The sequence below is a fragment of the Sphingobacterium kitahiroshimense genome, from assembly GCF_025961315.1.
In the GTDB taxonomy this organism is placed as follows: domain Bacteria; phylum Bacteroidota; class Bacteroidia; order Sphingobacteriales; family Sphingobacteriaceae; genus Sphingobacterium; species Sphingobacterium anhuiense.
On the sequence record NZ_JAOQNK010000001.1, the window covers coordinates 6,215,951 to 6,235,454 of the forward strand.

The 19,504-nt window shown below is 40.2% G+C and carries 14 protein-coding genes and 1 pseudogene; 11 read left to right on the top strand and 4 right to left on the bottom strand.

Annotated elements, in window-relative coordinates:
• Positions 1-17: 17 nt before the first annotated feature.
• The 7 genes from M2265_RS26490 to M2265_RS26520 all read left to right on the top strand — a co-directional run bounded on the left by M2265_RS26490 (position 18) and on the right by M2265_RS26520 (position 11,434).
• Positions 18-902, top strand: a complete 885-nt coding sequence (locus tag M2265_RS26490) for a DUF5017 domain-containing protein (RefSeq protein WP_132773643.1) — start codon at positions 18-20, stop codon at positions 900-902.
• Positions 899-3,547: a glycerophosphoryl diester phosphodiesterase gene (locus M2265_RS26495; protein WP_132773645.1), complete on the top strand. Its 2,649-nt coding sequence runs from the start codon at positions 899-901 to the stop codon at positions 3,545-3,547. Before M2265_RS26490 ends, M2265_RS26495 begins: the two co-directional genes overlap by 4 nt.
• Positions 3,548-3,568: 21 nt before the next feature.
• Positions 3,569-5,002 carry a hypothetical protein gene (locus tag M2265_RS26500; RefSeq protein ID WP_132773647.1) on the top strand — a complete coding sequence of 478 codons (1,434 nt, stop codon included), beginning with the start codon at positions 3,569-3,571 and terminating at the stop codon, positions 5,000-5,002.
• A gap of 82 nt (positions 5,003-5,084) precedes the next feature.
• A complete protein-coding gene (locus M2265_RS26505; RefSeq protein WP_132773649.1) occupies positions 5,085-5,756 on the top strand; it encodes a GDSL-type esterase/lipase family protein in 672 nt (223 codons plus the stop codon).
• 73 nt (positions 5,757-5,829) lie between these two features.
• Positions 5,830-8,112, top strand: a complete 2,283-nt coding sequence (locus M2265_RS26510; RefSeq protein ID WP_132773651.1) for an FAD-dependent oxidoreductase — start codon at positions 5,830-5,832, stop codon at positions 8,110-8,112.
• Between the two features lie 43 nt (positions 8,113-8,155).
• Positions 8,156-9,835: a sodium:solute symporter family protein gene (locus M2265_RS26515; RefSeq protein WP_132773653.1), complete on the top strand. Its 1,680-nt coding sequence runs from the start codon at positions 8,156-8,158 to the stop codon at positions 9,833-9,835.
• A 252-nt stretch (positions 9,836-10,087) separates the two neighbouring features.
• A complete protein-coding gene (locus M2265_RS26520) occupies positions 10,088-11,434 on the top strand; it encodes an anaerobic C4-dicarboxylate transporter family protein (protein WP_132773655.1) in 1,347 nt (448 codons plus the stop codon).
• A 369-nt stretch (positions 11,435-11,803) separates the two neighbouring features.
• On the opposite strand, the gene M2265_RS26525 is transcribed toward M2265_RS26520, so the two are convergent.
• The 4 genes from M2265_RS26525 to M2265_RS26540 all read right to left on the bottom strand — a co-directional run bounded on the left by M2265_RS26525 (position 11,804) and on the right by M2265_RS26540 (position 15,323).
• Complete coding sequence (locus M2265_RS26525; RefSeq protein ID WP_132773657.1) at positions 11,804-12,157, bottom strand: VOC family protein; 354 nt, start codon at positions 12,155-12,157, stop codon at positions 11,804-11,806.
• Positions 12,158-12,360: 203 nt separating this feature from the next.
• On the bottom strand, positions 12,361-12,786 hold the full coding sequence (locus M2265_RS26530; protein WP_132773659.1) for a DUF2251 domain-containing protein: 426 nt from the start codon (positions 12,784-12,786) through the stop codon (positions 12,361-12,363).
• Positions 12,787-13,101: 315 nt separating this feature from the next.
• Positions 13,102-14,064, bottom strand: a complete 963-nt coding sequence (locus M2265_RS26535) for an alpha/beta fold hydrolase (RefSeq protein ID WP_132773660.1) — start codon at positions 14,062-14,064, stop codon at positions 13,102-13,104.
• Between the two features lie 284 nt (positions 14,065-14,348).
• A complete protein-coding gene (locus M2265_RS26540; RefSeq protein WP_132773662.1) occupies positions 14,349-15,323 on the bottom strand; it encodes a glycoside hydrolase family 43 protein in 975 nt (324 codons plus the stop codon).
• 593 nt (positions 15,324-15,916) lie between these two features.
• On the opposite strand from M2265_RS26540, the gene M2265_RS26545 reads away from it, so the two are divergent.
• The 4 genes and pseudogenes from M2265_RS26545 (at position 15,917) to M2265_RS26560 (ending at position 19,274) form a co-directional block, all read left to right on the top strand.
• Positions 15,917-17,002: a glycoside hydrolase family 43 protein gene (locus M2265_RS26545; protein ID WP_021188253.1), complete on the top strand. Its 1,086-nt coding sequence runs from the start codon at positions 15,917-15,919 to the stop codon at positions 17,000-17,002.
• An 87-nt stretch (positions 17,003-17,089) separates the two neighbouring features.
• Entirely contained in the window at positions 17,090-17,287 is a 198-nt protein-coding gene (locus tag M2265_RS26550; protein ID WP_132773664.1) for a hypothetical protein, read from the top strand.
• A 312-nt stretch (positions 17,288-17,599) separates the two neighbouring features.
• Positions 17,600-18,394: pseudogene (locus M2265_RS26555) on the top strand (Rpn family recombination-promoting nuclease/putative transposase); the annotation flags it as partial.
• Between the two features lie 430 nt (positions 18,395-18,824).
• Complete coding sequence (locus M2265_RS26560; protein ID WP_132768900.1) at positions 18,825-19,274, top strand: nuclear transport factor 2 family protein; 450 nt, start codon at positions 18,825-18,827, stop codon at positions 19,272-19,274.
• Positions 19,275-19,504 lie beyond the last annotated feature (230 nt).

Genomic DNA, 19,504 nt, shown 5'->3' on the forward strand with positions numbered 1-19,504 from the left:
ATCTAAATAGAGAAGAAATGAAAAGATTGACAATTTATATCATGACGGCCTTACTGCTAGCTAGTTGCATGAAGGAGGATATCGCCAGCGCTGATCTTCAGGTCCTGACGAGTGCATCGGAATATAGAGTAGGAGATACTGTCGTATTCCGATTTGAGGGGGCTCCGGACAATGTCGTGTTTTATTCAGGAGAACATGGTCACAACTACGAACTGAAGGATCGGCAATATGCAGACAATGACCTACAGATTGATTTTAAAACATTGGTGCAGTGGGGCGTAATCTATCAGAATCTACAATTGTTGGTCTCCAATGATTTTAGTGGAGTGTATAATCAAGAACAGATCGCTAAGGCAACCTGGGTGGATATTTCCGACAAAGCTGTATTCTCCACAGGCAAAGACAACACAGCTTCTGGAACAGTGAGTCTGAAACCTTATGTCGGCACCGTCGATACAGCGTCACTTTATGTCGCATTTCGGTATACTGACTTCCAAAAAAAACAGCAGAACAGATGGGTCATCCGTACTTTTAATGCTGACAAAGTGTCTCCGGAGGGGATGACGACAAATGTAGCGACGATGTCCAGTGCCGGCTGGGAAACCGTCAGCATCTTGAATGATAGTAAGGTGTGGGACATTTCTGCTAAACAGCTAATGATGTATGGGGGAGTTGCCTCCGATACCGACAACGATGACTGGGTCATTTCTAAAGGATTTACAGTGAAAGCATCTGTAGCAGATAAAGGAATCGCACTGAAAAATATCAGTACCACTATGCAGGAATACAGATATGTGTACCAGAGCCCCGGGATCTACAAAGCAGTATTTGAAACTTCATCGGATTGGTACAGTGGGCGTCAAGAAGGATATACCGAAGTAACAGTAGAAATCAAGCCATGATCATTATACACATACTCAATAAAATAGGTAAGCAGGGCCGTACCGCAGGAAAGTGTCTTATTTTACTGCCGCTACTGTATTGTTCAGAAGCATCTGGGCAAAGTCATGCCGAAGTTGCTTTGGAAAATAGTGCCGTACAGTTGGTGTGGCGTCATGCAAAAACTGGCTATAACCTTCAATCTGTCGCTTTAAAGGGAAGGGAGGGAAAGGACTATTTAACTATGGCTACGCATCAACGAACGGTGTTGTTCTCGAAAGAAAAGCCGTTGGACACAGCAGTTACAATCTATGATAAACAAGGGAAAACGATTCAGTTCCCAGACTCCCAATACCGCTACGTGACACCAGTATGGTCGCAGAGTCTATCGGCTGTCAGCTTAAATATTGCTGGCGAAGCCTGGTCTTATCAACCGACTTCCGTGAGCTCTATTTCGAAATCAGCGCTTACTTTCCAATATGGTAGTGAAAAATTTGAAATGTCGGAAGAATGGAGTTTGGATTCCAATTATGCCCATGACATCCGTGTGCGTATGACTTTGGTTGCCAAGGAAAGCGGTTATTATTCGTTATCAACCCCATCTTTGGCTACAGCAGATCAAAAACAATTTCAATGGGCTGTGATTCCGGGATTATTTCAAGGAGCGCAACTCAATCCTGACTTTGTAAGGGCGTATGCATATGGTCATGGTATACCTGATCGGCCGGTGGTCGTGCGGGAACGAACAGCGTCTACATTAACCTCCTTATTGACAACGCAGGCGGGAATAACCTTAGCCACTGTGGCCGAACCGGGAACGGCGAGGGATCCATGGCCGGAGAATGTCAAGACCCATGCAGACTGGAGACTCGGATTGTCTCTGATGAATCGAAACAGTGAACTGACACCCACCCTATATCATCCTGTATTGGGATCGACCGGATCTTACCTAAAGGAAGGTGAGCAGGTAACATTTTCTTTTCGGTATACCATCCAAAAAGCAGGATGGTATGACGTCCTAGGACACGTGATAAAAGACGTGTATCAATTTGACGATTTTTTAAAGATGAAGAAAGCAAAGCGGTCTTTGACGGATCGTCTCTACGCTATGTATGATTATGTCATTGCTGACAGTACATCTAAGTGGCGAACGGAACGTTACGAGGGGGAGGTGATCGGAGCTCAGGATTATCTGGGAGGGGTCTATGGTTCCGAAAAAGACGCGATGAAAAACTCAGATTATGGAGCGATGTGGATGCTGGCCAGATTGACTGGAGACACGAAGTTGAAGGAACAGCGACTTCCTGCGGCTTTAAACTTTAAGCTGAAACAGCAGCATAGCGAACAAGGATTTTTTTACGGGTCGGCAGCAGGCCAGTACTACCTGCATCGCAGTAAGCGATTTGCTGAAGAATGGGGCCCATACAGTGAACCTATCGGTACGACATACTATATGTTAATGGATATTGGTAATATATTACTTTTTGAACCAGATCGGACAGCTCTTAAGCAAGAGCTGCGAAAAGCAGCAGATTGGTTGTTATCAAAAATGCATCCGGATGGACACTGGGAGGTCGCCTATGACAACCAGTCAAACACTCCGATGTTCGAGGATTTAGCAGATCTCCGTCCAACATTTTACGGCCTACTGGTTGCTCATCAGTTGCTGAAAGATGAAAAATATAAAGAAGGGGCCATCAAAGGAGCAAAATGGTTTGTGGAAAATGCTGCTAAAAAAGGATGGTTTCTCGGTGTTTGTGGAGACACCCGATTCGCCCCGGATTTTGCAACAATACAGTCCGTGCAAGCCCTGATAGATATGTATAAGCTGACAAATGATGAACAGTATCAAAATGCGGCGCTACAAGTGGCCAAGTACTATACAACAGCTATCTATACGCATCCCATGCCATCCCGTACGACTAAACAGGTAAACGGTGTGACGCGAGAGGACTGGGAAATCAGCCAAGTGGGGTTAAGTTTTGAGCATGGTGGTATCATGGGGTCTGCCAATCATCATGGCCCTATTCTGCTGTCAAGCCACGCAGGTCTATTCGTTAGGCTTTATGCGCAGACAAATGATAGCTTATTTCTGAATATGGCAAGAGCGGCGGCGTGGGGACGGGACGCATTTGTGGACGCCTCTACAGGAGTAGCATCTTACTATTGGGATGCCATGAATAAAGGGGCAGGTCCATTTCCGCACCATGCGTGGTGGCAGCTGGGGTGGATTACAGACTATCTAATAGCTGAGGCAACACTTCGATCGAATGGACAAATTACTTTCCCCAGTGGGTTTATCACCCCTAAAGTGGGCCCTCATCGTAGCTATGGCTTTGAAAAGGGCAGCATATTTGGAAGATCCGTGGATTTGAAAATGAAAAAAGGACTTGTAGTTCTGGGTAACGCAAATGTAGATTATATCTTGGCTACAGATAGCGATAATAAGGAGCTCTATATCATCTTGTTGAATAATAGTGTAACTCCACAATCCTTTCGACTTTCTGTAGCTGAAAACCAATCCCGTGAGATATTTGGGTTGATCGGAAAACAGGCGCATGTCCTCAACTCGAGGGGTGCCGAGGAAGTACGCATGGATAGTGCCGAAGATTGGGAAATCACATTGCCCGAGACTGGACTCAAAATCGTAAGGATCACCTATCATTAATCTTTAAAAACAACTAACAACATGAACAGACGTATAAATTATTTAAAAAGTTATTGGGTACTACTGATATGCCTAGGGGCCGTATCTACAGTATTGGGGTGCAACCGCTTCGGACAGGATCTGCCCATTGCGGAAGAGCTAACGGCAAACAATCTTGCACGCATGGCATCGACGGTCGGCCAATTGGATTCATCAATGGTGAAGAGTTTGGCTTATCAAGTCATCGTCAATAATGATACCTTGGATGTATGGCAGGAAACCTGCTATGATCTTGCCCAAAACGGTGGACAGACAGACGTCCATACGGCGTTATTCAACTATACCCCTGGTGCTCAGGTTAAGATTATTTGCAATACGACCTTCTCCAACTTTACGCTGTCGCCTAAGCGATTGGATATACCGGTAGTGAAAAATGGGAACGAACTGACATTTACCGTTCCAGAATATTATAATTATGCCTTAGCAATCCCCGGAAGAGCTCCTCTATTCCTATTTGGTGCTCCTGACTACAGCGCTTACAAGCCTGGAGCTGTTGTGTTTGCAAAAGGGGTGCACGAAGGCGTAAATGGGGTCTTCAAACTTGCATCGAATACAACTTATTATCTAGAAGAAGGGGCTATATTAAAAGGAAAAGTGCTGATTGAAAATGTCTCCAATGTCAAACTAATCGGTCGGGGATATATCGATGACCGCACTGCTCCTGTAGCGGGTAATTTCGTCAAAGTCTATCGCAGCCAAAATATTGAACTTCGCGGATTTGGCGTTCGACATGCTGCTTTAGGCTGGCAAGTGGATATGGTCAACTCTTCAGATGTAGAGGTATCACATCTTAATCTATTAAGTTTTGGACAGAATAATGATGGTTTAGATCTAGGTTCGGGCTGTCAGGATGTACATTTTTCCCACTGCTTTATCGGATCGGGAGATGATGGTTTTGGTTGGCATGCGACAAATGCTGCTGCAGATGGGGAAACACCCCTATTAAATTGCAGTGCGCACGATTGTATGATCTGGAAAAATCAAGTGGGGGTAGGTATTCGTATTGGGTCGTCTTTAGAAACCAGCAGTGTCGAACAGCTTACTTTTAAAGACATAGATATTGCCCAAATGACCTGGGGTGGTCATTCTGTAGCCATACCGCACTCGGATTGGGCCGATGTAAAGAATATTACGTTTGAAGGTATTCGAGATGAAACAGCAGGCAATACGCGGTTTGTCCTTATGTATATCAAGCAAAATGCAAATTCAAACCCTGTATACAGACCTGGAACTATTTCCGATATCCGATTTATTGACTGTACGAGTAGTGCTACCGCAGCAATATTTGAGGGTTATGATGCCGCGCATATGATCAAAAATGTCAGTTTCAAAAACGTAAAGGTTGGGGGAAGAGACATGCTTCAGTCAGATATTGTAGCAAATGCCTTTACATCCAATATCACAGTGGTGGATTAGGAATCGAAATGGATGATATAATTTATAAATAATCAAAACAAACCGATCCGTCAGATAGCGGATTACAAAGTAACTTATACAGATGAAAACAACTCAGATAATATGGATATGCTTACTGCTCGGTATGACTATACCTCATCTTTATGCCCAGTCGACATTGACACAACAGGAGAAATGGGAACAAAAAATACAACGATATGAACAGTTGGACGCCCAATATCCACCTCCACCTGATGTGATTCTGTTTGTTGGCAGTTCGACCATTGAGAATTGGAAGACTCTAAAGGATGATTTTTCGGACAAAGCGATCCTTAATAGGGGTGTGTCCGGAACCAAGACAATAGATCTTTACAATTATAGGGATCGATTGATAACCCCCTATGATCCGAAGCAAATTTTCATTTACGAAGGTGATAATGACATCGGACTACGCTGGTCGACCGAACGCATTGTTGCGCAGTTCGCCCTCCTGTTTAATGCAATAAGGAAAGAGAAACCAAATGCGGAAATAATCTTTATCTCCATAAAGCCATCACCTCGTCGATTAAAAGATAAAAACCAAGTGGAAGAGGTAAATGCGGAGATACAACGATTTATAGCAAAACAAGAGCGGGCCAAATATGCGGATGTATATACCGAGATGTTGGAAGCTAATGGCGATTTGATTCCAGCATATTATCGTGAAGATGGACTTCATCTTACTGCGGAGGGATACGACGTATGGAAAAAAGTTATATCCAAGTTTATACAGTGAAATTGAAGAATATGCCCCAGGCTTTAGGGACATTAGAAAGTGAGTAGAGCGTTGATTAAAATAGAAAAAATATATGATTTACAGTAAGGGGGGAACCTCCAGAGTATTAAAAAAGGAAATCATCACGGCGGATCTGACGATCGTAGGAGGAGGGATGTCCGGGGTTTGTGCAGCTATTACTGCGGCTAGACAAGGACTAAACGTCGTATTGGTACAGGATCGCTCTGTACTGGGAGGCAATGCCTCCAGTGAGGTAAGATTGTGGATATTGGGAGCGACTTCCCATATGGGTAATAATAATAGATGGAGTCGGGAAGGAGGGGTTATTGATGAAATATTGGTCGAAAACGTATATCGCAATCCGGAGGGTAACGCAGTTATATTAGATATGATCCTATTGGATAAGGTAAAACAGGAATCAAATATAAGGTTGTTGCTCAATACCAGTGTTCACGAAGTGCAGAAAGACGGAAATGAAATCATCAAGTCTGTCCATGCTTTTTGTAGTCAGAACTCCACGCAATATGAATTGGTATCTCCTTTATTCTGCGATGCTTCTGGAGATGGAATTGTAGGCTTTCTTTCTGGCGCTGCATTCCGCATGGGAGCAGAAAGTCGGGAAGAATTTGATGAACCTATGGCGCCAGATACATCCTACGGGGAGCTATTGGGACATACCTTGTATTTTTATACAAAAGATGTAGAAAAACCAGTGTCCTATACTCCACCTGCCTTTGCGATGGACGTGACCAAGGAAATTCCACGATTCAAAAACTTCAATGCCAAAGAACATGGATGTAAATTGTGGTGGGTGGAATATGGAGGACGACTGGATACGGTACATGATACCGAAGAGATCAAATGGGAGCTTTGGAAAGTCATTTATGGCGTGTGGGATTATATTAAGAATTCTGGACAATTTCCTGAAGCCGATACGCTGACATTGGAGTGGGTAGGAATGGTACCCGGTAAAAGAGAGAGCCGTCGATTTGAAGGGGATTACATATTGACACAGAAAGATGTGGTGGAGCAACGGCAGTATCCAGATGCGGTGGCATATGGCGGCTGGTCTATTGACCTCCATCCTGCAGATGGTGTATTTAGCGACCGTCAACCATGTAACCAATGGCATAGTAAAGGTATTTTTCATATCCCTTATCGTTGCCTATACAGCCATAATATTCAAAATCTCTTCTTGGCTGGTCGTATTATCAGTGTTTCCCATGTTGCATTTGGTGCTACCAGAGTGATGGCAACATGTGCATATGTAGCGCAAGCTGTGGCTGTGGCAGCGCAATTGTGTATCCGGCACCAACTTATGCCACGACAGATTGGTCAGGACCATTATATGGTTGAGTTGCAAAAAGAACTACAGAAATCGGGTCAGTATATTCCCGGAAGTAAATTGTCCGACGATGATGACCTTGTACAGCAGGCGGAACTAACCGTTTCGAGTACGTTGGCTTTTAAGGGATTTTCGAGCGAAAATTTAGTGTGGAAAGACCTTGAAATTTCTGCTGCACAACTACTTCCTGTGGTGGTTGGTGCATTGCCGATCTTTCTTTTGGAAGTAGAAGCTATTAAGCAGACAACATTAAATGTCGAGGTGAGGGCGAGTGAACGGAGGGGCGGATTTACTCCAGACAGAACGCTTGCAAAGAAGCACATAGCGCTTAAAGAAGGATTTCATACGCTATCTTTAGATTTCGGATTAGAAGTCGATCAAGATCAGTATATCTTTCTTACATTTCTACAGAATACGGATATACGTCTGGCTTATTCCAATCAGCGAATCTCGGGATTACTATCTGTATTCAATGGCGTCAATAAGGCTGTCTCCAATAATGGAAAACAGGAGGCTCTACCGGAATCTGGAGTGGATTCTTTTGAGTTCTGGACTCCACAGCGTCGACCGGAAGGACACAATCTAGCGCTTGGATTATCTTCTGTCCTCTCTGTCTTTGACATCCAAAATGTTCGAAACGGCATTGATAGACCAACTATTCAGCCCAACGCTTGGGTCGCTGCAGTCGACGACAACAGTCCAATGATCTCCATCAAATGGTCTCGGAAACAGACCATCCGACGAATTCAAATTAATTTTGATACCGATTGGGATCATGCGATGGAATCGGTATTGATGACTCATCCGGAGACGGCTATGCCATTCTGTGTTCGGAATTACAGAATTGAAGATGGGCAGGGCAAGGTTATATATACAGGAAGAGAAAATTTCCGAACCAGAAATGTGATCGAACTTCAAGAACCTTGCGTGACAGATAAGATGACTATTCATCTTGAACATCCGTCATCAGATGTCCCAGCGGCAGTTTTTGCAGTCAGGTGTTATGAATAGATAAGAAGACAATTATTTTCGTTAATTTAATGTTTGATACAAGATGATAGATACAGTAGTCATAATAGTTTTTTCGGTCTTCATTATGCTCGTCGGAATTAGTTTTTCACGAACAGGAAGAAATTTAAAATCTTTTTTTGCAGGTGGAGAAGCTGTTCCTTGGTTTATTGGCGGGATGTCACTGTTCATGAGTTTCTTCTCAGCTGGTACATTCGTAGCTTGGGGATCCATCGCCTATAGTCACGGTTGGGTAGCCATTACGATCCAATGGACAATGTGTATAGGGGGGCTCATTACAGGACTATATTTGGCTCCTAAATGGAAGGCCACAGGCAACCTTACTGCTGCCGAATTTATTAAGGAGCGCTTGGGTAACGCTGTTCAGAAGTGTTATATCTATGTATTTATGCTGGTATCGGTTTTTATCAAAGGATCGGTACTCTATTCAGTGGCCAAACTTGTTTCGGAGTCGTTGGGATATCCTTTGATCCCAGTAACCATCGTATTGGGAATTTTGATGATCGCCTACACGGCTATTGGGGGGCTGTGGGCAGTGATGGTGACAGATATACTGCAGTTTGTCGTATTGACGGCAGCGATATTGATTGTAATTCCTTTGGTGTTCCAGGAGGTTGGTGGCGTACAGTCATTTTTGGATCAAGTGCCCGAAGACTTTTTTAATGTGGTGAGTGGTGAATATACCTGGGGATTTATATTGGCATTTGCGTTGTATCATATTTTTTATATCGGCGGAAACTGGACATTCGTGCAGCGGTATACCAGTGTGGATACACCTCGGTCCGCATCGAAGGTCGCTTATTTATTTGCCGCATTGTACATTGTCAGTCCCATGTTATGGATGATTCCGCCCATGGTCTATAAAGTCATTAATCCAAATCTTATAGGTCTAGCTACGGAGGGTGCTTATATAATGGTTTGTAAGCAGGTTCTTCCCGCTGGATTATTAGGATTGATGCTGACAGGAATGTACTTTTCTACATCGGCTTCAGCAAATACGGCATTGAATGTTGTATCTGCTGTATTTACCAATGATATTTATAAAGGATCGGTAAATCCGCAGGCATCAGAAAAGAAACTGATGTTTATAGCTCGGGCATCTTCTTGGTTTTTTGGACTTTTTATGATTATTGTTGCGCTTATAGTGCCACTAATTGGGGGGATAGTCGAGTTTACCCTGAGCATAGGAGCGATTACAGGTGGACCGTTGCTAGCACCACCCATATGGGCACTGTTTTCAAAGCGGCTAACAGGAAAAGCGACCATATACATCACTGGAATAAGCCTATCTGTAAATTTGCTATTTAAAATTGTCTTTCCGTTGTTGATGGATTATAAACTCAGTAGGGCCAATGAGATGTTACTCGGTGTTGCGCTTCCATTTCTCTTGTTGATTTGCGTTGAAATATTTGCGAAATCGAGAGGGTTAATAAGTCCAGAGTATATCAATCTTCAAAAGGTGAAAGCAAAGCGAAAGGAAGCTGTAAAACAAATAGATGAAGAAGAGGAGATTGCATTACAGAATCAGAATATATTCGGGTTGAAGATGATCGCATTTTCACTTAGCTTTATAGCAGTTCTTCTGTACGTATTGTGTTTTTTCTTTGCAGATCGTTCGCCATTGGTAGGAGGAATTGCGACGGTGATATTGATAACCGCACTCATCCCGTGGAGAGCGGCTAAAAAAGTATCACCTATTAAGTAAATATCATTGGATAGGATAGCTAAATTATTGATCATAAATAGCTTATTCATGTCCTGTGCGCTATTTGCATAGGTCTTTGAGATGCCATTTTAAAAAACCTTAAATTATGAAAGAAATACACAGATGGAGGGCAGAACTGAATTTTACGATCCTTTCTGCAGATGCTTATCGATCTGCAGAAAGGATCGTGAAGATAAAGTGTAAGAAACCCAATTCCATAGGAAATTTAATTTACCCTAACTTTATAGTACAATGATATTCTGGCAACTCGGGATCCTATTGATCATGATCTTGATCGGATCCCAAATGAAAGGGATCGGTCTTGGAATAATGGGAATGATTGGTTTGCTGATCTTCGTGCTGGTGTTTAAAATGACACCCGCAGACCCACCTGTTGCGGTGTTATTAATTATTCTGGCCATTGTGACTACAGCAGCGACCCTGCAGGCGGCAGGTGGATTAGATTATCTTGTGAGTATTGCCGAACGTATAATCCGTAAAAACCCAAGCCAGATTACTTTTATCGCCCCTTTTGTTACTTATTTCCTATGTCTATTCGCAGGGACAGCCCACATCGTCTATTCCCTTTTGCCCATCATTGCTGAAGTCTCCGCCAAAAGGCGGATACGCCCTGAAAGACCACTTTCAGTATCCGTGATAGCCTCACATCTGGCCATCACAGGAAGTCCAATGAGCGCAGCTAGTGCTTCTCTTGCAGGTATGTTGGCATATTCTTCAGCATCCATCGATATTATGAAAGTATGTATTCCAGCTGCGCTGTGTGGTATACTGGCAAGTGTGCTGGCTGTGCGCAAAAAAGGAGTTGAGCTCGACAAAGACCCGATATTTTTAGAGAAGATGAAGGACCCCGAATTTGCGCACTCAATGGATCCCAGTCGCATCGGGAACGTAAATCATCAGTATGTCCCTGCGCCAGGGGCCAAAATTGCGGTAGCAATATTTGGATTGGCGATTCTTCTGGTTATTTTCTTTGGTGCATTTCCAGCCTTTGTTCCTTATGTAGGTGGAGGACCTAGCTTTAGTGTGAGTGAAAATGGAACTATCAATCTCACAAGCTTAATTATTCTGATTACCTTATCTGCTTCTGGATGCATCATGTTGGTTACGAAGACTCCGGCTGCTAAGGTGGCAAAGATGACGCTCTTTACTTCGATGGCTTCAGCTGTCGTATCCGTATTGGGGGTAGTGTGGATGAGTGCCACTTTTATGTTGGCCAATGAAGAGATAATCGAACATACTTTCAAAGATGTTGTGATGGAGCACCCTTGGACATTTGCAATTGCGTTGTTCTTCATGGGAGCACTTACTTTTAGTCAAGCAGCCACCACTCGGGCTATTATGCCTATGGGGCTAGCTCTTGGTATCTCGAGTCCACATTTATTGGCAATGTTTCCCGCAGTAAATGGAGACTTCTTTCTTCCAGGTTATCCCACGCTCGTAGCAGCCATTGACTTTGATCGAACAGGAAGTACCAAAATTGGGAAATTTGTAGTCAATCACAGTTTTATGTTACCTGGGTTGGTGGCGATTGCCGTAACAATCTTTGTTGGTTTTATTTTAAGTGGTTTTTTACTTTAATTTGTTCACAAGCTTTCTATCTGATGTGAGATTCAGCAGTTTCATCCCATTCAACAGTTATTCTATGTGCTCCGTTTTCAGAATGTACGCCAATGAAATTACGCCAATGAAATTCGGAAGTCCTTTTGGTTTTATATTTTTAAGCGTTATCAGGCAAATGCCCACTATTGCTTTTCCTTTTTAAATATTGTTGAAGAAATTACGAATGAGTGATATGCCAGGTCAACGGGTATCAGACATTTCCAAATGGATAAATACTGGGTATTAACGAAGTGTGGATGAAACTTTTGAATAAAACCACTTTGTCATTTTAAAGAATTTTTAATTTCAGAATGAAGTTTTCTTAGCCGTTATTGTCAACCGATTTTTTTATAAATGGGTCAATAAATTAATAGTTACTCCATTTGGGTCTTTTACAAAAAATCGTCTTACTCCCCAACTTTCATTGGTTATAGGATACACAATTTCAATTTTTTGATTTTTGGCACGTTCAAAAAAGTTATCTATATCCGAAACCTCAATTGATAAAAATATTGCCGAGTTATCTAAAGGATTGTTTTTGTTGTTTTTGAAAATAGAAATTTGTGCTGTTGGGTTTTCTTTTGATACGAAAGTTAATATCCAATCCATATCCATCGCTAAGTCCATTCCTAAGAAATCAGTATAGAATTGCTTGCTTTTCTCTATGTCGTTTGAATAAATATTTGGAACAATTCTTAGCATTATTACTTTATTTTTCGTTGTGTGAATTTTATTTTTTCAGCTTGTTGCCAACGAAGTTGGATATCTGTAGCAAATATACAGATATCCAACTTCGTTAGTATACAGAGTTAGTAACTCCAATAGCTACTTTTTGTTCTTAAGCAACCTTTCAAATCTTTCCGGTTTGGTTTCATATAAATCTTCAATGCCATGACCTCTATCTTTTAATTTTTGTTTCTTGATAATTCTATGAGCAGATCATCAGTCAAATGTCTTTCAGCAATTAATGTCCATTTATTACTTGATTTTGGAAAGCCAGTTCTGCAGTAACCTGCTTTATTTTCAAAATCAAAAACGGCATGATAATAATTGTTAATAGATAAAAAAGCTTTAGTAAGATCTTCAGACCATAGAATTTTCAAAGTTGAAGGCTTCTCTTTATCAGTAACATTCGCAACATTATAAATGTGCAAAGCATCTAAAACATCCAACTTATCGTTATTTCTGCCGATGGCATAAAAATATCCTGTTTCATTATTGTCTTCAAATACAACTGCATTATTATTTTCAGCAGTAGAGTCTATAAAAGTATCTTGACCGATTGAGAAAACCTGCTCTTCATAAAGTACTACCTGAGGTCTATCATTCATTTCATTGTAGTTTGGTATAACTAATATAAGACTTTCTTTTCTTCTTCAAGCAGACCTCTTCAGGAGCAGTGTATGTATTTTGGGTTTTTGCTTAGCCTATAAAAGAGGCGCTAATAACACTTATATATAATTTTCGTTTTTTTGCTGTCAATCCAACCGAAGCAAAGTGCTTCATCAATGGCTTCACTCCAACTTAATTAAGTAATATTTTTTTGTGTAATAAACAAGCCAAACAGATTGTTTGGACTGATGGTTTTTTTCAACAACTGTCTCCAATCTGTTTGGTTTTGAGGAAAATAAGTTTCTACCTCCTTGTTAAGCATTTTGTTGTTCTAACCATTTTAAAATGGCTTGTGTAGCTTCCTCTGGCTTTTCTTGTTGAATCCAATGACCACAATCCAGACTGACAACATCCAGATTAGGAACAATATTTTTTAGGTTTTCAGACTTTGGAATCGTGTCCAGATCACCATATATCATAAGAGTCGGCTGATGAATGATTGGCGTTACGTCCGCCATGAAGTGCCAGTTTCTATCCATGTTTCTATACCAATTTATACCCCCTGTAAATCCTGATGATTCAAAGGCGGAAACGAACACTGCGAGTTCATTGTCGCTCATCAAGGGTTCGCCAAGCGGTTTTTCCGCCCTTGCAAGATTAATCATCAGCACTCCTGGTTCAGGAGGTGTGGGAGCTGAGTTTTTGCGGAATATATTACGAAGGAACTGAGCAGTGTTTTCATTCATAATCGCATCTGCTACCCCAGGTTGTCTGTTGAAATGAACAAAATAGAAGTCTGCTCCAAATATTGCTTCCATCAACTCAATCCATGGCTTTTCACCACGATCTTGATAAGGCAAAGCCAAGTTGATGATTTTATTTACCCGATCAGGATGCAATAGTGCTAGATTCCAAACCACATTTGACCCCCAGTCATGACCCACAAATGTAGCATCCTTATATCCATAATGGTCGAGCAGGGCAATAAGGTCACCAGTCAAATGTTCAATATCATAATCCGTCACTTCAGTCGGACTTGAAGAATTACCATAGCCACGTTGATTTGGGACAATTACATGGTAGCCAGCCGCGACAAGAGCCGGTATTTGATAACGCCATGAAAATGCATGCTCTGGAAACCCGTGGCAGAGAACGATAGGTTTCTCAGAATTTTGCTGACCTGCTTCAAATACTTCCAGAACTACTCCATTAACAGAGATCATTTTAGGTTCTGGAAATTCGATTGCATTAGATCCAGTATTGATTACGTTTGTCATTCCTATATCTTTTAAATATTAATTAATGACGCAAATCTATAAGGGAGAAGTGACAGCCTTATGTCAGGAGTCTAAAATAAATGAGAGGTGTCAAATTACGCTTGTAGGATCATTTTTAAAGTCCAAATTTGTATATAATTATATTTTTACTATAGTAGCTTTATTATAAGTCGTTTATTAAGAGTAAATCTTCCAGCAATTTTGATGATCTGCTATGGAAGTCTATTTTAGAGCAGACTTTTGCACATTTTTCTTTGCAACGCTGGCAATTATATTGACATAATTTATTTAACAATTAGCGGTCTAATAGGTTCTCCAACAATGCTTAATACGCCATCAGATGAAATTGCTAAATCATTAATGTATGATGTCCTTGGAGCGACACTTGTGGAGCTGGCATGAGCATGGTATATATATTTATATCCGCCATCAGCACTTATAAATGGAGCTCCATGACCTGTACCGAGCAATCCCGATGCTGAGGGATGATCTCTCCTTAGGATGGGGTTGCCACTATATTTCTTCCAAGGACCTTTGGGTGAACTGGCTGTTGCATAGCCTACGGCGTAATCCTGGCTTTCAAAATGATTGGCAGAGTAAATTAGATAGTACGTGTTGCCTCGTTTTAAGATTGACGGCCCTTCTACGACTGTAGCTTGTTTCTTCTCCCATGGTTCACTTGTACTTATGCATTTTGTGAGCGTTTCTGCTTTTATACTCTGTAAATCATTATTCATCTCGGCCATCCAAATGACATTTCCATCCGTAAATCGGACATAAAATAAATATGGCGTTCCGTCCTCGTCGATAAAAAGAGAAGTGTCAATTCCTTTTTCATTTGGAATAATAGGTTTTTTTTCTTCTTGAATAAAAGGCCCTTCTGGGCTTGAGGAAGAAGCAACACAAATATGTTCATCAACAGAATAGAACATGTAAAACTTTTTGTGAGCGGTTACATAATATACTTCTGGTGCCCAGAACCATCGGGTTCCCCAAGAGTCTTGAGGGGAAAGTGCTAAATTTTTATGACGCTTCCAATGCTTTAGATCATCGGAAATATAAACTTCAAAACCATTTATGCGGCTGCCATATGCATAGTATTTGCCATTATGGAATAATACGTAAGGGTCTGCAATAGGTAGCTCGTTTTCGATAATTTTAACAGACTTATTATCATTTGCATTACAATATAAAGACAGTATAAAAAATAAACTTATAATCGTTATTAAACGATAAGGAATGCTTGTCATAATTTTCATTTTTTTGAATTCAAATCTTATGAAGAATTAGCCATAAATTCAAATACCGATGAATCTGTTGAGCATTTTGCTCATGCATGATACAAATTGGAATAATTTTGAATAAAATGGGCAATGTTATGTAAACTTTAATTTACATTTTTACGTGATATAGATTTGTAATTGGGCTTCAATACAATTATAAACAAAAAAAATAAAATTTATACATAAAAAGAGAAATTACAGAGCCTGAGGTGAATAGTCAGTCAGTAGATGTAAAAAACCAAATTGTAAACGGATGTGAAATTAAAACAGCGCTTTAAGTTTTTAATTTATTCTATTGGATTATTATCAACGGCATAATCCTGTGGACTATTTGTGTCTAGACGTACTATAAACGAGCAGGTGTATCAAAAAAGCAAAAACATAAACTTGGTATTTGAACACATTTTTGTAGATCCTACAGTTATAAGAAATAAACAAACTGGCTATTTCTATAGAACTGAAGACAACTGGGGAGATGATAATGGGAATCCATTGATGCCTATCTTACGATCTGACGATCTGGTTCATTCGGCGGAGTTGGGGCACTGTATTTTAAAATTAATTGAAATATGATTACTAAAAATTTATGTTTATCCTTATTGATTGGTTGCTGGCTGTTGTTATTCTCCACTTCAAAAGCCCAATCAAATAATCCACTTGATGTTGCTTTTGGTGATCCATTTGTGCTTTACGATCAAGAAACAGATGCCTATTATATGTATGGTACTGGTGGAGTAGAGAATGGTTTTGTAGCGTATTCTTCTAAGGATTTGAAACAATGGGAGAATAGGGGTACAGTGTATACCGCTCAGCAAGATAAAAGCTGGGGGACGAAAGATTTTTGGGCCCCGGAAGTATATAAGCGTGGAGGAAAATACTATATGTTTTATAGTGCACATTGGAAAGAAAATCCGAATGATGAATTAGAAAATTATCGCATTGGTATCGCAACCTCAACCAATCCTACAGGCCCATTTATAGATTTGACAGGTCGTCCCTTATTTGACCCCGGATATCCCATTATTGACGGTAACGTGTACTTTGCTGAAGATGGACGTTTGTATCTTTACTATTCACGATGCTGTTATAAAAATCCAGTTCAGTCGGAGATTGCAGCTTGGGCAAAGCAACAGGGGATGTTTGATGAAATAGAAGAAAGCTGGATATATGGAGTAGAGCTAGCTTCAGATTTTTCACATGTAATTGGAGAGCCAACATTATTGTTACGGCCTCCTGTCTCAAGGGATGATAAGCAATCTGAATGGGAGAGTAGATCTGTGACTTCAGGTGAAGTAAATAGAAGATGGACAGAAGGATCCTATCTATTTAAGCATAACAATCTCTATTACATGATGTACTCCGCAAATCATTTCGGAGGAGAAAATTATGCTGTTGGCTATGCAACAGCCTCCAATCCACTAGGCCCATTCGAAAAGTCTGCAACAAACCCTATATTACAAAAAAACATATCCAATGGAGGTGTTGTTTCAGGGACGGGGCACAACAGTCTTTTGAAAGATAAAGAAGGTAAAGTATGGTGTGTATATCATGCCCGCACGACTAAAACAGGCAGTCAGCGCTTAGTATTCTTAGATGAACTGAAAATTTTACCTAACGGTCAGCTTATAGTGGACGGTCCAACTGTTAAACCTTAATAAAGCTGATGTTTTTAGTTTATTGTATTTCGACTTTGATGAGATCGGGAATACCTTATTATAAATTAAAATTTTAAAAGTTGATTATTGATTATATTTCAATATAATTATGCGCCCTATACCTCTTTTGGTGCTGTTTGTGGTCTATCTTGCAATCGCTCCTCTGCTTATATGCTTGCAAAAGTGACCCAACAATTTGAAGGATTTACCAAGACTGATTTAATCACATTGGTCAATGATGGCGGCAACTGGAAAGTATCCCAATCCATCAATTCGTATAAGTAAGTTAAGTAAATTTCATATGTTTAGTCAAAGCCACGTCGAGAGATGTGGCTTTTCTTTTTAGTATTCACAGCTATTTTACCTAACAACAAACGTTTTTTCCTATTCTTTTAACAGTAAGTAGAGAAATATTTGATTTGATAAATAATTTAGTATTTTTGCTAAATTATTTGGTTTAAAAGGTTTTGTTTTTTATTTTTAATTGATTACCAATAATATACCATTATGAGTGTAAAGATAAGTAACCTTTCGAAGTACATCGATATCTTAAGTGACTTCGGTTGGAAATTTTATTTCGGTTGAGAGGAGAATAAGGGTAACCTAATTAATTTTCTGAATAGTATTTTAGAAGGCGAACATGTTGTAGAGGATCTTACCTATAGCAATGTGGAGGAAGATGGCGATGAACCTAATGAGCGCAAAGTTATTTTTGATTTGCGATGTGTTGGTGTAGGTGGAGAAGTTTTTCTAGTGGAGATGCAATTGCAGAATCAGGATTTCTTTTTTGATCGTGCGGTGGGTTACACCTCTAGGACCATTAGTCGTCTAGCTAAAAAAGGAAAGAAAGGAGATAATTATGAGTTACCGCCAATTTATTTTATCGCTGTTTTAGGCTTTCGTTTGGATGTTGCCAATAGTGATAAGTACTTTTATAGTGGTAAGATTATTGACGAATTCGATCAGGAGGTGCTATATCCTAAGTTGAGTTACAAGATGCTTGTATTACCTAATTTTAATAAAGCTAAAGCCGATTTACCGACGATTCTGGATCAATGGATGTATCTTATGAAGCACTTGGATAAAATCGATAAGCTACCTAACTATTTGGATAAAAGAATATTCTCCCGTATCTTTGAACTAGGAGAACTGGCAAAACTAACGCCTGAGGAACAGATGTCTTACATATCCAGCTTAGATCGTAAACGCGATTATACCAACACGTTGGCATACGCAAAAAAAGAAGGCCAGAAAGAAGGTCAGAAAAAAGCCGAGGCTAAAGCCTATGCTGAGAAAATCGCTTCAGCGAGAGAGTTAAAGAAATCTGGTGTAAGCGATGAAATTATTTCAAAGAGTTTAGGCATATCTTTGGAGGTTATTAACAAACTTTAATTAGTAGCTAAAGCTGAAGGCGAGCACAATAAAGTCATTGAGACAGCTTTGAAGCTTACAAAGATGGGTTTATTAGTGGAACAAATTGCTGAGGGTACCGGACTTTCCATAGAAGAGATCGAAAAACTGAAATAGAACATATTTTTAAAATATACAGAACCGCTTGGATGACCAAGCGGTTTTTTTTTGCCTTTGTTATTGACAAGTGGGCGACAGCAGAATAACCCCATTTCAGGTTTAACCACTTCACCTACCCATTTCCACCATTCACCGAGTTTTTAGTTGGTTTAGTATAATTGCCATAGGGTAGGGACGAATTACACCCTACTTTTGAATCAACAAACAAATAGAACTGCAAAGCAGGCATTAGGGTGTGAGTTGGCGGATGTGGGGCTGATGCAACTTAATAACAATATAACATAAAGACATTATGAAAACTTTAACAAAAACATTCGCAGCAGTAGCCTTGATCGCAGTATCAACATTTACAATGGCAGCAGGCAAACCAGAGGTATCAAACCCTAAAAAAGCAGTGGTCAATCTATCCACAGCAGATCTAGCCATTGACCATTACGTAGCGGTTATGACCGAAGGACAGTCGGCAGGAGTAGAGCAGTTGTTTACTTCAGATTTTAAACAGAAAGTACATACCACAACAGATAAAACCAACAGCCGTTCAGAAGTTATTTCATTCCTGAAAAAGCAAAAAGGCGAGCAGTTGAACTGCAAAACAAGTACCACTATCGTTGAACAGTCTAGTGACTATATGATCGCAAAAGTGATCCAAAAATTTGAAGGGTTTACTAAAACCGATTTAATTACGTTGGTCAATGATGGTGGCAACTGGAAAGTATCGCAATCCATCAATACGTATAAGTAAGTTAAGTAAATTTCATATGTTTAGTCAAATCCACATCGAGAGATGTGGCTTTTCTTTTTAGTATCCTCAGACGCGCTGGACAATAGCACGCGATTACAATATGGATCTTATTTAGGATTTTATAAATTTGACTTCAATAAAGACTGAAGCTTTTAACTTTTGTTTCTTGATAATTCTATAAACAGATCATATTTTCTATTAATAAATAAATTAAGAAATTTTAAGTTAAT